Source organism: Pseudomonas sp. Sample_14, from assembly GCF_004307515.1.
Lineage (GTDB): Bacteria > Pseudomonadota > Gammaproteobacteria > Pseudomonadales > Pseudomonadaceae > Aquipseudomonas > Aquipseudomonas atacamensis.
In genome coordinates this window covers 1-14,285 of sequence record NZ_RCOC01000013.1, presented here as the reverse complement: position 1 = coordinate 14,285, position 14,285 = coordinate 1, and the positions used below count along the sequence as shown (strand labels likewise).

Annotated in this window: 11 protein-coding genes; 6 read left to right on the top strand and 5 right to left on the bottom strand. The window is 58.4% G+C overall.

Annotated features, from left to right (window positions below):
• Nucleotides 1-132: 132 nt before the first annotated feature.
• Nucleotides 133-1,656 carry a fumarate hydratase gene (locus tag D8U61_RS02510; protein ID WP_024014122.1) on the bottom strand — a complete coding sequence of 508 codons (1,524 nt, stop codon included), beginning with the start codon at nucleotides 1,654-1,656 and terminating at the stop codon, nucleotides 133-135.
• 486 nt (nucleotides 1,657-2,142) lie between these two features.
• Between D8U61_RS02510 and D8U61_RS02505 the strand changes: the two genes are divergently transcribed.
• The 3 genes from D8U61_RS02505 to D8U61_RS02495 are packed head-to-tail and all read left to right on the top strand — an operon-like array spanning nucleotide 2,143 to nucleotide 4,955.
• A complete protein-coding gene (locus tag D8U61_RS02505) occupies nucleotides 2,143-3,249 on the top strand; it encodes a GGDEF domain-containing protein (protein WP_073471934.1) in 1,107 nt (368 codons plus the stop codon).
• Nucleotides 3,242-4,177 (top strand): iron-sulfur-binding ferredoxin reductase, encoded by a 936-nt coding sequence (locus D8U61_RS02500; protein WP_130926359.1) that lies wholly within the window; start codon nucleotides 3,242-3,244, stop codon nucleotides 4,175-4,177. Before D8U61_RS02505 ends, D8U61_RS02500 begins: the two co-directional genes overlap by 8 nt.
• 28 nt (nucleotides 4,178-4,205) lie before the next feature.
• Nucleotides 4,206-4,955: an enoyl-CoA hydratase-related protein gene (locus D8U61_RS02495; RefSeq protein WP_130926358.1), complete on the top strand. Its 750-nt coding sequence runs from the start codon at nucleotides 4,206-4,208 to the stop codon at nucleotides 4,953-4,955.
• 95 nt (nucleotides 4,956-5,050) lie between these two features.
• Here the strand turns inward: D8U61_RS02495 and D8U61_RS02490 are convergent, their stop codons facing one another.
• The 3 genes from D8U61_RS02490 to pyk all read right to left on the bottom strand — a co-directional run bounded on the left by D8U61_RS02490 (nucleotide 5,051) and on the right by pyk (nucleotide 9,514).
• The gene (locus D8U61_RS02490) at nucleotides 5,051-6,343 is read right to left on the bottom strand and encodes a delta-60 repeat domain-containing protein (RefSeq protein WP_130902329.1); all 1,293 of its coding nucleotides are present in this window, start codon (nucleotides 6,341-6,343) and stop codon (nucleotides 5,051-5,053) included.
• A 222-nt stretch (nucleotides 6,344-6,565) separates the two neighbouring features.
• On the bottom strand, nucleotides 6,566-7,861 hold the full coding sequence (locus D8U61_RS02485) for a hypothetical protein (RefSeq protein WP_130926357.1): 1,296 nt from the start codon (nucleotides 7,859-7,861) through the stop codon (nucleotides 6,566-6,568).
• A 201-nt stretch (nucleotides 7,862-8,062) separates the two neighbouring features.
• Entirely contained in the window at nucleotides 8,063-9,514 is a 1,452-nt protein-coding gene (pyk, locus tag D8U61_RS02480) for a pyruvate kinase (protein ID WP_024014116.1), read from the bottom strand.
• A gap of 172 nt (nucleotides 9,515-9,686) precedes the next feature.
• Here pyk and D8U61_RS02475 point away from each other — a divergent pair, with 172 nt between their 5' ends.
• Both D8U61_RS02475 and D8U61_RS02470 read left to right on the top strand, forming a co-directional pair.
• Nucleotides 9,687-10,073 (top strand): hypothetical protein, encoded by a 387-nt coding sequence (locus D8U61_RS02475; RefSeq protein WP_016773461.1) that lies wholly within the window; start codon nucleotides 9,687-9,689, stop codon nucleotides 10,071-10,073.
• A 231-nt stretch (nucleotides 10,074-10,304) separates the two neighbouring features.
• Complete coding sequence (locus D8U61_RS02470; protein ID WP_016773462.1) at nucleotides 10,305-10,664, top strand: PilZ domain-containing protein; 360 nt, start codon at nucleotides 10,305-10,307, stop codon at nucleotides 10,662-10,664.
• Between the two features lie 92 nt (nucleotides 10,665-10,756).
• Here the strand turns inward: D8U61_RS02470 and D8U61_RS02465 are convergent, their stop codons facing one another.
• Entirely contained in the window at nucleotides 10,757-11,134 is a 378-nt protein-coding gene (locus D8U61_RS02465) for a DUF6124 family protein (RefSeq protein ID WP_130902327.1), read from the bottom strand.
• Nucleotides 11,135-12,580: 1,446 nt separating this feature from the next.
• Between D8U61_RS02465 and D8U61_RS02460 the strand changes: the two genes are divergently transcribed.
• Nucleotides 12,581-14,285: hypothetical protein (locus D8U61_RS02460; RefSeq protein ID WP_130926356.1), on the top strand; the 1,705-nt coding region annotated here is incomplete at its 3' end.

Here is a 14,285-nt window from a genome sequence, read left to right as displayed (position 1 = left end):
CTGTCAGATCTGACAGGTGCGCAAGATCGTTTTCTGTGCTTGGGCGATTCTTTTATCGCAATTGGTTTGAACACACAAAAACGGCCGGGGCATCTTCGCGGATGCACCGGCCGTTTTCATGACACCAGAAGCTTACTGCACTTCTACCGCCAGGCTCTCGCTGATCTTCTGCTGCCAGATCGCCGGGCCAGTGATGTGTACCGACTCACCTTTGCTGTCCACCGCTACGGTGACCGGCATGTCCTTGACCTCGAACTCGTAGATCGCTTCCATGCCCAGCTCGGCAAATGCCAGCACCTTGGACTTCTTGATCGCTTGCGCAACCAGGTAAGCGGCGCCGCCGACAGCCATCAGGTACACGGCCTTGTTGTCCTTGATTGCTTCGATCGCGGTCGGGCCGCGCTCGGATTTGCCGATCATGCCCAGCAGGCCGGTCTGCTCGAGGATCTGGCGGGTGAACTTGTCCATCCGCGTTGCGGTGGTCGGGCCGGCCGGGCCAACCACTTCGTCACCGACCGGATCAACCGGGCCGACGTAATAAATGAAGCGACCTTTCAGATCCACCGGCAGGGTTTCGCCCTTGTTGAGCATCTCGACCATGCGCTTGTGCGCGGCGTCGCGACCGGTGAGCATCTTGCCGTTGAGCAGGACGGTTTCGCCCGGCTTCCAGCTCTGCACCTCTTCCGGGGTCAGGGTGTCGAGGTTGACGCGACGGGCCGACGGGCCGGCTTCCCAGACGATTTCCGGGTAGGCGTCCAGCGGTGGCGCTTCCAGCGAGGCTGGACCGGAACCGTCGAGCACGAAATGCGCGTGACGGGTGGCGGCGCAGTTGGGGATCATGCACACCGGCAGCGAGGCGGCGTGAGTCGGGTAATCCATGATCTTCACGTCGAGCACGGTGGTCAGGCCACCGAGGCCCTGGGCGCCGATGCCCAACTGGTTGACCTTTTCGAACAGTTCCAGACGCATTTCTTCGATGCGGTTCTGCGGACCACGGGCCTTCAGCTCGTGGATGTCGATGGATTCCATCAACACTTCCTTGGCCATCACTGCGGCCTTCTCGGCGGTGCCGCCGATGCCGATACCCAGCATGCCCGGTGGGCACCAGCCGGCGCCCATGGTCGGCACGGTCTTCAATACCCAGTCGACGATCGAGTCGGACGGGTTGAGCATGGCCATTTTCGACTTGTTCTCGGAACCGCCGCCCTTGGCCGCCACGTCCACTTCCACGGTGTTACCCGGGACGATGGAGTAGTGAATTACGGCCGGGGTGTTGTCCTTGGTGTTCTTGCGAGCGCCTGCCGGGTCGGCAAGGATCGATGCCCGCAGGACGTTTTCCGGCAGGTTGTAAGCGCGACGCACGCCTTCGTTGATCATGTCGTCCAGGCCCATGGTGGCGCCATCCCAGCGCACGTCCATGCCGACACGGACGAACACGGTGACGATACCGGTGTCCTGGCAGATCGGGCGATGGCCGGTGGCGCACATGCGCGAGTTGATCAGGATCTGCGCCATCGAATCACGGGCCGCTGGCGACTCTTCGCGCAGGTAGGCTTCGTGCATCGCCTGGATGAAATCCACGGGGTGGTAATAGGAAATGAACTGCAGGGCGTCGGCAACGCTCTGAATCAGGTCATCTTGCTTGATCACGGTCATGAGTCGCGCTCCTCTGAAAACGGTGGGGAAGCTACAGGCTTCTAGCTTCGAGCGGCAAGTTAAAGCATTACGCGGACAGCTTGAGCTTGCCGCTTGAGGCTTGCGGCTTATGGCTGTCCCTTTGTGGCGCGACGCTAAAAAGGCGCGGCAGTATACCGCGCCTCGGTGGTGGGGGCACATTGGCTTTTGGTCGGATGACCCTGTGGCGAGGGGATTTATCCCCGCTCGGCTGCGCAGCAGTCGTAAAACCTGTGAGCTCAGTGTGATTGACAGGTTGCAAGGGGCCACTTCGCAGCCCATCGAAGATAAATCCCCTCACCACAGGGACCTGGTGCGGGCATCAATGCAGCTCAATCAGGTCATGCATTTGACGTCAATTTTCGAGCCCGAAAATCGGTGGTCATTTAGCGACCGGCCCTCTAAAGTGGCATCCGGTCTGTAGAGTAGGACACTCGGTCAGCCTCCTATCGCACGGTGAGTCAACGATTGACCCATAACGCCATTCAACGCCTTTTGCTCAAACGCTTCGCCCTCGCTGCGGCCACCTACGGATTGGCTTTGCTGCTGCTGTGGCTGGCGTTTTTCACCGGGCATTACCAGCAATCTCTGAGTGGCGTGGCCATCGGCAGCGCTCTGGTGGTCATCAGTCAGGCGAGCCTTTTCGCCATGTTCTGGAGCGGGCGCAACCAGCGCTTCGCCGACCCCAGCCTGACCGAAGCGCAAGTGCTGATGGGACTGGGCTGGCAGACGTGGCTGATCGCCCATGTCGACGAGGCACGCGGCGCTTTTCTGGTGTTTTATGTGCTGATCCTGCTGTTCGGCCTGTTCCATCTCACCCGACGGGTGTTCATCCGCTGCGCGCTGCTGGTGTTCTTCAGTTTCTCCGCGATTACCCTGTGGGACGCTTACCACTTCCGCTTGGCCGAGCCTGCGCTCGCGGCGTTGCAAGTGTGCATTCTGGCGATGGTTTTGGCGTGGCTGGTGCTTTACGCACGCTTTGTCCAGGTCTCGCGGCAACGTCAGCGTCAGCGCCGGTTTGCCTTGCAGGCGCATCAGGACACCCTGCGCGGGATGATGCGCCAGCTTGAAGACCTGGTCGCCACCGACGAACTGACCGGGCTGTTCAATCGCCGGCATTTCCTGCGCATCGCCTCGCGCGAGCTCAACGCGCTGGATAGCGACGTGATGCACGGGCTGGCGCTGATCGATCTGGACCACTTCAAACGCATCAACGATCTGCACGGCCACGCCGCCGGCGATCAGGTATTGCAGGCGTTTGCCGGGGTGGCGCAAGCCTGTCTGCGCGACGGTGATGTGCTGGCGCGTTATGGTGGCGAGGAATTCGTGGTGCTGGTGCCCGACTGCGATGCCGAACGCCTGACCGCGTGTTGCGAGCGTTTGCGCATCGCCTTCAGTGAGGTGGAATTGATGGGCCTGCAAGTGCGCAACCTGAGCCTGTCGGCGGGCATGACCCTGCTGTCCGTTGGCGATGATCTGGATGAGGCGTTGCAGCGTGCCGATCAGGCGCTGTACCGGGCCAAGCGTGACGGGCGCAATCGCTGTGCCGCCGCGTGGGAGAACGTCGATGCCTGAATTGCGTGTCGGTGACCGGCAGTGGACGGTTGAGGCGGGCAGCAATCTGCTCGATGCCCTCAACCACAACGGCGTCGCCGTGCCCTACAGTTGCCGCGCCGGCAGTTGCCATGCCTGTCTGGTGCAATGCATCCAGGGTGTGCCCAGCGACAACCGCCCGGATGCCTTGAGTGCCGAGCAACGTCAGGACGGTTGGCGCCTGGCCTGCCAATGCCAAGTGGTCGAAGACTTGCAGGTGCACACCTTCGACCCGATTACTGACGGTCTGCCGGCCTTGGTCGAAGCGCTGGACTGGCTCAGCGACAGCGTTCTGCGCCTGCGCCTGACCCCGCATCGGCCACTGCGTTACAGCGCCGGTCAGCATCTGGTGCTGTGGATCGGCCACATCGCCCGCCCGTACTCGCTGGCGAGCCTGCCGCAAGAAGACCGCTTTCTGGAGTTTCACCTCGATTGCCGCCAGCCCGGCGAATTCGTCGATGCCGCCCGCAAGCTGCAGATCGGCGACTCGATCCGCCTCGGCGAGCTGCGCGGTGGTGCTTTGCACTATGACCCGGACTGGCATACGCGCCCGCTGTGGCTGCTGGCCGCCGGTAGCGGTTTAGGTCCGTTGTTCGGTTTGCTGCGCGAAGCCTTGCGTCAGGATCACCAAGGCGCCATCCGCGTCATTCACCTGGCCCATGACGAACGTGAGCACTATCTGGCCAAACCCCTTGCCGCACTGGCTGCGCAGCGGGAAAACCTCAGTGTCGAGCTGTGGACCGCGGCCGAGTCGGCCGCCGCTTTGGCGCAACTGCGCCTTGTTTCCCGGCAGACCCTGGCCTTAGTCTGCGGCTCGACGGCCAGTGTCGACGCCTTCGCCAAGCGTCTGTACCTGGCCGGATTGCCGCGCAATCAACTGCTGGCCGACGTGTTTGTGAGCCGTGGTTGAGCGCTGATTTTCAGACGCGAGACACGCCATGACCGAAGCCATCCTGCTGGAACGCGAACGCGGTTTGCTGACCCTGCGCCTCAACCGCCCGGGCAAGAAAAACGCCCTGACCCGCGCCATGTACAGCCGCCTCGCCGAAGCACTGAAACAGGCCGACGGTGACCCGGCAACCAACGCCGTGCTGATCACTGGCAGCGCCGAGTGCTTCACCGCCGGCAACGACATCGCCGACTTTATCGAGCAACCGCCGAGCGACCTCGACAGCCCGGTGTTACACTTCATGCTTGACCTGCTCGAATGCCGCAAACCAGTGATCGCCGCCGTCGCCGGTGCAGCGGTAGGCATCGGCACGACGATGTTGCTGCACTGCGATCTGGTCTATGTCAGCCGCGACGCCAGGCTGCGCATGCCGTTCGTCAACCTCGGATTGTGTCCCGAATTCGGTTCCAGCCTGATCCTGCCGCGTTTGCTCGGGCAGGCGAAAGCGGCTGAGTTATTGCTGCTTGGGGAAGGCTTTAACGGCGAACAGGCTGCGCAGTGGGGGATCGCCACCGAAGCGCTGGACAGCGGTGAAGCGGCGTTGAGCAAGGCGCGAGAAGTGGCGCTGCGGTTTGATGAATTGCCGGCCGAAGCGGTGCGCATCAGCAAGCAATTGATGCGAGCGCCGGATCGGGATCTGCTACGCAAGGTGATCGAGGAGGAGGGTGCGTTGTTCACCCAGCGCCTGCGTTCGCCGGAGGCGGTGGCGGCGCTGATCGGATTTGTCCAACGGCATTGAGAGCGTCGTTGGGCCAATCGCTTTCGATAAGTCACCCCACCTTCTGGATCACCTGACAAAGCGTCCCGCCGTTTATACAGCGGGACTCCCACCTATCAGGCGTGGTAGCGCAACAGTCCGATTTTTCCGTCAGGCAGGCGAGCACAAATCAAAATCTTGCCGTCTTCCTGTAATGTCAAACCAGTTGCTACGTGCAAACCGCTTCCCAACTCAGTGCGAACCCAGCCGTGCGGATAATTGAACGATGGGTCGAATTGCTCATCGATAAATCGCGCGATGACAATATATCCTTCATTGTCACTTCTGACTCCCCCGGCAACTACAGCTTTTCCGTCCGCTTGAATACGTCCGACTAGCCAAGTGGTGAAAGCGCTTTCCTCAAGTTTGGTAAAGAGGGGCTTGCCGCCATTGAATTCACCGTCCGGCTCACCATTGGCCTTGATGCTGATCAGTACGGCGGGTTCGCCTGTTGTATAACCTACACCCAGAATGTGCTGGTTGGGTTGCAATACCATGCTGCGAATCAGAAGTGAATGCGCATCGCTGGCGATAGTAACGAAACCACCCTCACCAAATGTCCTATCGAGCTTACCCGAGGTGTCGTAACGCACAAACATGGCCGAACTGAATGGATCTGAAAGTTCCCCGACATTGCCGCATCCAAGATATTTGCCATCAGCCTGTACCATTAGATTGAGCAGAACGGTGTTACCAAGCAAATATCGGGGATGAATTACCGCGATGTAGCCAATCTGATTGAAATCCGTATCCAGCGTTCCGTTTTCGTTGAGTCGGATAATCAGGCCATGGCTCTGCTGCCAGTCGAAACTGTAATAATGGGACGCAAGTAGTTTGCCGTTGGGCAAAACTTCTACACTGAGCGGTGTGGCGGCGTTCCCCTCGAAGGATTGAGGCTTGACTGTAGAGGGGGCTACGGCCGGTGGCGATAAAATTATATCCAGTACGGTTTGGCCGTTTGTACCGAAATCCGTATCCGGCTGACCTTGAGCGTCGTAGCGGCAAAAAGCCGCGGCGTTCTGGCCTGCAGAACCTTTAACAATACAATGCACAATTATTTTTCCGTCAGGCTGGATGGTTAAGGACTGCACTCCATTCGTGCTTAGTGCAAAACCCGGAAAATTACCTATGACCAACCCGGACTCACCAAAATCGGTGTCCACTTTACCGTCACTCAATAGCCGGCCGAGTATGTATTGGGTCGGGAATGGCACAGGTTGAGCTGCTACGAAGTAAATTTTTTTATCCGGGCCGATCTCCACTCCGTGGATGCTTGCTGACGGGTATGGCGGCACGGTAATCATCGCGACCCCATTTTCGCCAAAATCAAAATCCAGGGTCCCTGCACTGTTTGATGTTTGTATGTTCATTGTATGGTCCGTGATCGATGGTTTTGGATGAGAGCGCCATTGTTCGCCGGAGGCGTTTGCGGCGTTGAGCAGGTTTTTTCGGTGACGGTCAAGACGCCTTCGCGAGCAGGCTCGCTCCCACGGGGGAACGCATTTCAAAGTTGGGAGCGAGCCTGCTCACGAAAGGGGTTGACCAGACCATAAAACTCTCAATCAGGGGCAGCCGGTAAACTCGTCGCCAGGTCACTCGATCAATCCACGGCCGACGCATTGAACCCGTTGCCCGTCGACTTGCCTTTGGCCGAGGAACGTCATTTTACCTTCACCGATTGCAACCCCAGTCCAGATCCCCCTCTCCAGGTCGAACACTCGCCAGCCTTTGCCATCCGCAAAATCCGTGTCCAATTTGCCGTCATCGGTGAATCTGGCAATAACATGGTTAAAACCAGAGGACACTTGACTCAGCCCGGCAACAAGTATGTGTCCGCTGCTCTGGATGGACGCGTCAAGCCATAAGGTGTCAATGCCTTGCAGTCTGCTCAGAAGTGGTTTGCCTGCGTTGAACTGGATGTTGGGTTTGCCGTCGGATTCCCGGCTGATCAATACGCCATGGTGTGCAGGCTCGGTATACCCAACGGATAACAGCCGCTTATTCGTCTGCCCGATAACTTTCAAGACATTGACGCTCAGCGAGTTCTCTATCGGATCCATCACTTCAAAGCCATCAACGGCGAACGAGTCATCAATTTCCCCGGTAGCAGTCAAGCGGTTGAGTACTGCCCGGTAAGGATCATTGCCACGTACACAGCCCGCGAGCACGTAGGTCCCATCCTGTTTTGCCAATAGATCGTATAGCTCCGTGTGAGTGAAATTCGGGTGGAGAACATAGGCGATTTCTCCCTCGTTGAATTCAATATCCCGTGTGCCGTCAGGCAAGAGTCGAATGACGGCTGTCGCCACTTTGTTTCCATCCCGATCTACGGTGGTATGCAATACGATCTTGCCGTCAGGCAGAACGGTCGACCGCTGGCTACCGGTTTTTGAGTTCGCTGCGTTGGGTAGTTGCTGGTGCTTCTGATGTGCCGTGTCGTCATCCGTGAGGTAAACAGCGACTTTGCCGGTTTCGTTGAATGCCGGATCAAGGTTGCCAGCGACGTCGAGACGCACGACTCCTATGGCACGCTTGAGGTTAGCCTGAAAGAAACTGCCGATGAGCAGCAGTTTGCCGTCGGCCTGTTCCACTATTTCGTTAGCGAAGGAATGCGATCCTTCTCCGTCCTCAAATTGACCGGTTACGTAGCCACTTTGGCCAAATTGAGTGTCGTGTACGCCATTGCTATCCAGTCTGATCAAGTAGTAGGCATCACCGTTCGATTGGCCTACGCTTCCCGCGATATAGGTGCGCCCTGATTTGTCGACCATCACCCCCCGCAGGACAAGGTTTCCTGAAAAATCGGGAGGTTTTTTCGGAGTGGCAACGCCCTGATTGCCAAACGTTGGGTCGAATTTACCTGGCGAGATGTTTGCCGCAACGTCCATCTTCAATCCTCCTTGATCACGACTCGTGTCCAGTCTTGAGTGGTTGGGTGGTGAGGTAGCACGCTAGTCAAGAATGGCTCTTGCAACAACTGACAGAACTGACAGTTGACGTTCTGTGAAAACTGGTTTTCAGCGACATGCAGACAACAAAAAGCCCCGCCATTCACATGGCGGGGCTTTTGCGTTTCAGCGGCCGGTCACTCAGACCTGCGGATCACCGACATGCAGGATCTTCATGCCGTTGGTGCCGCCAGTGGTGTGGTAGCTGTCGCCCTTGGTCAGGATGACCCAGTCGCCTTTTTCCACAACGCCGCGCTTGGTCAGTTCGTCGATGGCTTTCTGGCTGACTTCGTGCGGTTCCAGCGAGGCCGGGTCGAACGGGATGGTGTAGACGCCACGGAACATCGCCGCGCGGGCCTGGGCTTCGCGGTGCGGGGTGAACGCGTAGATCGGCACCGAGGAGCGGATACGCGACATGATCAGCGGGGTGAAGCCGCTTTCAGTCAACGCAATGATCGCTTTGACGCCCGGGAAGTGGTTGGCGGTGTACATGGTCGCCAGCGCGATGCTTTCGTCGCAACGGCTGAATTCCTTGCCGATGCGGTGGCTGGACGTCTTGCCGGTCGGGTGCTTCTCGGCGCCGACGCAGATGCGCGCCATCGCCTGCACAGCTTCCAGCGGGTAGAGACCAGCGGCGGATTCTGCCGAGAGCATCACGGCGTCGGTATAGTCGAGCACGGCGTTGGCCACGTCGGACACTTCGGCGCGGGTCGGCATCGGGTTCTGGATCATCGACTCCATCATCTGCGTCGCGACGATCACCGCTTTGTTGTGGCGGCGTGCGTGCAGGATGATTTTCTTCTGAATGCCCACCAGCTCGGCGTCGCCGATTTCCACGCCGAGGTCGCCACGGGCAACCATCACTGCGTCGGAAGCCTTGATCAGGCCATCGAGGGTTTCGTCGTCGGCCACGGCTTCGGCGCGTTCGATCTTCGCCACCAGCCAGGCAGTGCCGCCGGCTTCGTCACGCAGTTGACGGGCGTATTCCATGTCGGCGGCGTCACGCGGGAAGGACACTGCGAGGTAATCGACTTCCATTTCGGCGGCGAGCTTGATGTCGGCCTTGTCTTTTTCAGTCAGGGCCGGCGCGGTCAGACCACCACCGCGACGGTTGATGCCTTTGTGGTCGGACAGCGGGCCGCCGATGGTCACCACGCAATGCAGCTCGGTGGCAGTGGCGGTTTCAACACGCATCACCACGCGGCCATCGTCGAGCAGCAGCTCGTCGCCCACGCCGCAGTCCTTGACCAGATCCGGATAGTCGATGCCGACCACTTGCTGGTTGCCTTCGGTCAACGGATGGCTCGTGGAGAAGGTGAACTTGTCACCGATCTTCAGCTCGATCTTCTTGTTGGCGAATTTGGCGATACGGATTTTCGGGCCTTGCAGGTCGCCGAGCAGGGCGACGAAGCGGCCGTGCTTGGCAGCGAGGTCACGCACCAGTTTCGCGCGAGCCTTGTGCTCGTCGGGGGTGCCGTGGGAGAAGTTCAGACGGGCAACGTCCAGACCAGCCAGAATCAGCTGTTCGAGAACTTCCGGCGAGTTACTGGCCGGGCCAAGGGTAGCGACGATTTTGGTACGACGGACGGACATGCAAAGACTCCTGAGTTCAAGCGCAGGCAGAGGCTACTATGCTCGAAGGGTGTAGTCATTGTTCGAATGCACTACTTATCGTTTTCTTTATTGAACGTGGCAACTTCGGGACAAACGCGCCTGAAGATTTTCGACCAGGGGTCGATACAGAGCACAAGACAGGAGAACCCCCATGCGATTGTTGCCCATTGCCGCCCTTGCCCTCAGCGTCCTCGCCGCGACGGGCTGCACCCGTTGGTCGATGAACCATCATTTGAACAACGCCTACAGCGCCTATGAACGTGGCAATTGCGAGCAGGTCATGCTTGAACTGTCCAAGGTCGAACGCGCCAGCCGCGCCCGCCCGTACGTGTGGCCGGAAGTGTCGATGATGCGCGGCCAGTGCCTGGAACGGCAGAAGCTGTACATCGACGCGGTGCAGACCTACCAGTTCATCATCGCTTCGTACCCCAACAGCGAATACGCCTACCGCGCCCGCGCGCGTCTGGAAACCTTGCAGAGCCTGGGCCATTACCCGACACGCAGCGCCGCTGCGGTGGTGCGGCCGACACGCTTCTGACGGTACTGTCGTACAAAATCTGGCCGTCTGTACAAGCTCCGCTATAGTCAAGGAAACCGCTTGCGAGGCTTGTCTCGATGGCGGCGCAACACCTGCGACTGGCAGTGGTAAAAGTGACGGCGATTGTCGCGACCGTCACACCGGAAGCGGGGAGAGCGGGCCTGCCTACAGGCTCGTTCCGAAGCACAGGTGCGGCTCCCTGGCGGAGCCCTGCATGGCGTACAGCACATCATGTTTACCGACCGCCGGATCGAACGGCACCAGTTGCCGTATTACCTCAGAGTGTTCAATAGCATCACCGACAAACCCGTGGGCTTTCTCGGCAACGTGTCTGCGGACGGGCTGATGCTGATCAGCCAGTTGCCGATGATGATCGGCGCAGATTTCCAGTTACGCCTCAAAGTCCCGGCCCGCGATGGCAGCCAGCAAATCATCGATTTCAGCGCCTGCTGCGTGTGGTGCCATGAAGACGCCACACCGCTGCATTACGACGCTGGTTTCATCCTGCGGCGTGCGCCGGCGGAGTTCGGCGAGCTGGTGCTGGCGCTGAAGCAGTACTTCAGTTTTCAGCCGTTGCCCGCTTCTGCCTGAACAACAAAAGATCGCAGCCTTCGGCAGCTCCTACAGGGGAACGCATTCCAGATGTAGGAGCTGCCGCAGGCTGCGATCTTTTGATCTTGACGTCACGCCACCGCGATCGCCCGCTCCTGATCCAGCGCCTTCTCCGCCAGCAATAACCCCATCTCGCTCAACTGATAGATCGCCATCGCCAGATGTCGCGGCTTGTCCTCGAGGCTGTCCGCCAGGTCGAGCAGCAGAATGCTGACCGAAGAAAAGGTCTCGTAGGTTTGAATGGCCATCGCTTCGGGGTTGATGTCGGGCGCGACCATGAACATCTGCATGCCGCGATCGACGGAATTGCACGACGGCGCAGCGCCGGGTTTTTTCAGGTAATGATCGAGGGCTTTTTCAGCGGCCTCGTGGAGTCTGGTGGAATCGGGGGAAGCGTAGGGGGAGGTCGAGTCTTCGCTTTCAGGGGGATTGGGTGTTGGTTTGATCATTGTCGTATTGCCTCGATGAGGGCCAATACCTGTTCGCGACTAAACGAAAAGGGGTGGCGGCTGAACGCAGGTTAGTCGACCGGGAGGCATACGAATTACCGGCGCGCCCGAAGGCGCCCTGCGCACAGCCACCATCAAGTGCGGGGATAGGGATTACCCGACTGGATGACGCTTATGCACCTTCATATGCCTACCGGGCGACTAAACCCGACCACTGATTGGCAGCGGCACGGATCACGTTACGGGGCAGCTTCAAAGCGCACAAGCCGGCGGATTCTGAGTGATGTGTAGGCAACGGCGCAAGCCGATGTAGCCGCGTGCTAATGGCTGAAGGACGTCTGCATGTTGCAGCGTGGGAATAGTTATCGCTGGTCGGGACTGTCAGGTTTTACAGGTGTCATTTCGTGCTTACGGTTCTTCAATGAGGCACCCAGATACCGACGGTATAAGGAAGCTCAATCATGTCCGACCATGAGAACCCAGGCTCCAATTCTCCAGAAGATCGCCCGTTTCCTGAGGACCATCGCCCTTCCCAAAAATCCGATGATCCGATTTCCGAAGAGCCGGGAATCTTGGTCGCGGATTTGGAGTATGAGGCCGGCTCCGGGTCACTGTTAGTAGATACCACGATGGACTTCAAGTTTCGTATACCGGTAAACGATGGCCGCTATCACAAAGTTCATCTGGATTTTCACGGAGCCGATAATTACTACCGGCGTATCACTGAAAGTGCATGGTTGGGGGGCGTCTGGCACAGTATTCGAGTCGAAGACCTTCCCGAGAGTGACCTGCAAGTCAGAGTTGATGGAAGATGGCATTACGTTGATCAATGGTCAAGGTGGACACCGCGGACTTTGCTGGTCAGAAAGGCTGCTCGCATTGCTAGCAATCGTACTGTGACTACAACGGTTCCAGGCCTCGCCGGTAAAGGCAGCAAAATCACGCTTGTGCGTCCCAATTCAGGCACTGTACTGAGCACAACGACCATTACCAATGGCTACGGAAATTGGACTGTCACCCTCCTTGATAATGTCCCCCAGGGTTTACAGGATTTCATCATCCGTGAGGAGTATGGAAGTACGCAGGGGCGCTACGCGGGGAAAGCGTCACTGACCGTACTCAAGCCTGTAACGCTCACGCCGTTGCCGCAGGTTATAAATACACAAACGCCGCAATTTGCGGGTACAGGCGGTCTGCACCAAGCGATGACGAGAGTGGATGTTTACATCAAAGGCACATCGATCAAAGTATTGGCCGACGCAAAGATCGAAATTGATGGGTCATGGGGTGGTACCAGCACTTATACGTTTGCGTTCGGCGAAAATTATTCTCTAGTCGCCAGTCAAAGATACGATGGCGCAACATCTGTGCCGTCAGTCCAACGAAATTTTTATGTCATTGACCCCCCCCCGAATAACGTCTCCTGGATTGACGCAGACGGTGGACATGACATCGACGTTCACAGGCACTGTCGTCGCCGGGATCTCCAGTGCTGTTGCCGTGCGTTCGGAAAACACCCAAGCTCAAATCAGCATCCCAACCGATGCCGCCACAGGCGCATGGTCTGCATCTTTCACGCTGACACCTGGTCCGCATTCAATTGTCGGCGCGCATACCTATTTGGGAGTGACATCGCTGACCAGCCAACCCTTCGGCATACGGGTACGCACGGGCAAGCCGACGGTCACATACACGCAAGCCAATGAAACGATCACATTTTCCGGCACCGGACATTTCGACGAGAAGCTCAGAACTGAAATCGAGTTCACTATCCTCGAAAGTCCAGCCGGCCCAATGCCGGTCGCGCCTCCCAACGCACAAGTACAGCGCAACGGCACTTGGAGCACCGCCGTAACGGGCTGGAAACTTGGCACCTATGAGATCAACGCCGTCCAGAAGATCAGAGACAACGCCGGCGGCTGGATCGACTCGCTGCCGCTGACCTTTGAGGTCAAAAACATCCTCCCCGATGTCAGTGACGTGCAATTCACCAACGACTACCAACCGACCTTCAGCGGCAAAGGCTTCAACGGCGCCACGGTGTATCTGCACAGGCCCAATAGCGGAGATCACGAAGCGCCTCCAGTTGCGGTCAACGGCGGGCAATGGTCAAGCAAGGCTTATACGGTCTGGGGACCGTCGTTCGAGCGTGAGGTACACATAAAGCAATTTCTCGACGGTCATCAGTCGCCAAACTGGTTTGTGCTGAAAGTCACCATCGCGCCGCAAGCCCCTGGCCTGAACGACCCTGAAGATGAAGGGCTTTCGCCAAGGTTCAGCGGTACGTGCTGGCCGGATGCAACCGTGAACATTGAGTACAGCGACGAACCCGGCATTGTGCACCAAGGTGTCGTCATTGGTGACACGTGGCAGTTCAGGCGCGACAAAGAATTTGCCCCGGATATTTCCCATACCGTCACGGTAACCCAGCTCGCCGCGCAGCAAACTTCGGAGCCGGCGTCCAGAACCTTTATTGTCAGGAGGCCGATGGTCACGCCAGTGATTACTCAGCCGCCGGACGGCTCGGAAGTCGGCCGTGTCGTAACGGTCGAGGGCACGATGGGAATGGTGGGTGCTACCTTGCAACTGCGTGACAAACGGTTTGGCCGTCCGTTGGGAGAGCCGAAAGTATTGAGCCAGGACGGCGACTGGTCGATTGACCTGAGCCTTCTGGAATTCAGGCTTTACACCTTCGACGCACAGCAGACACTGGACGGTCGACCGTCGCTGTACAGTGACGAGCATGAATTGACGGTGGTGTTGCTGCCGCCAGAATTTCTCCAGCCGATACCAAACGGCAAGTTGCCACGAACTGCATTGCTCAAGGGTACCGGCATGAGGGGCGGGGTTGTCGACGTCTGTCTGCTAGGGCTCACCGAACCTCTGCTCAGTAATGTCGATGTCGACTGGCAGGGCAATTGGCAAGCCGAAGTGACGTTGCCGGTGGGCAGCAAAACGATCTGGGCCCGGCAAAGATTCACGGATGAAAGCGGCACACAGCAGGAGTCGAAAGACAGCGAGCCGCTGCACTTTGACGTCGTGCCGGCCGCCCCCTTCATTGAAACCCCGATCGAGGACGATGCCATCGGGCAGCAGGTGGTGGTGTGCGGTTTTGGCGTGCCGGGCGATACGGTTACGGTGACGCTGGTCG

Excerpts from the sequence above, each read along its gene's own strand:
- D8U61_RS02495 (WP_130926358.1), top strand. The coding sequence starts at position 4,206 with ATGACCGAAGCCATCCTGCTGGAACGCGAACGCGGTTTGCTGACCCTG.
- D8U61_RS02475 (WP_016773461.1), top strand. The coding sequence starts at position 9,687 with ATGCGATTGTTGCCCATTGCCGCCCTTGCCCTCAGCGTCCTCGCCGCG.
- D8U61_RS02485 (WP_130926357.1), bottom strand. The coding sequence starts at position 7,861 with ATGGACGTTGCGGCAAACATCTCGCCAGGTAAATTCGACCCAACGTTT.
- D8U61_RS02500 (WP_130926359.1), top strand. The coding sequence starts at position 3,242 with ATGCCTGAATTGCGTGTCGGTGACCGGCAGTGGACGGTTGAGGCGGGC.
- pyk (WP_024014116.1), bottom strand. The coding sequence starts at position 9,514 with ATGTCCGTCCGTCGTACCAAAATCGTCGCTACCCTTGGCCCGGCCAGT.
- D8U61_RS02470 (WP_016773462.1), top strand. The coding sequence starts at position 10,305 with ATGTTTACCGACCGCCGGATCGAACGGCACCAGTTGCCGTATTACCTC.
- D8U61_RS02490 (WP_130902329.1), bottom strand. The coding sequence starts at position 6,343 with ATGAACATACAAACATCAAACAGTGCAGGGACCCTGGATTTTGATTTT.
- D8U61_RS02465 (WP_130902327.1), bottom strand. The coding sequence starts at position 11,134 with ATGATCAAACCAACACCCAATCCCCCTGAAAGCGAAGACTCGACCTCC.
- D8U61_RS02510 (WP_024014122.1), bottom strand. The coding sequence starts at position 1,656 with ATGACCGTGATCAAGCAAGATGACCTGATTCAGAGCGTTGCCGACGCC.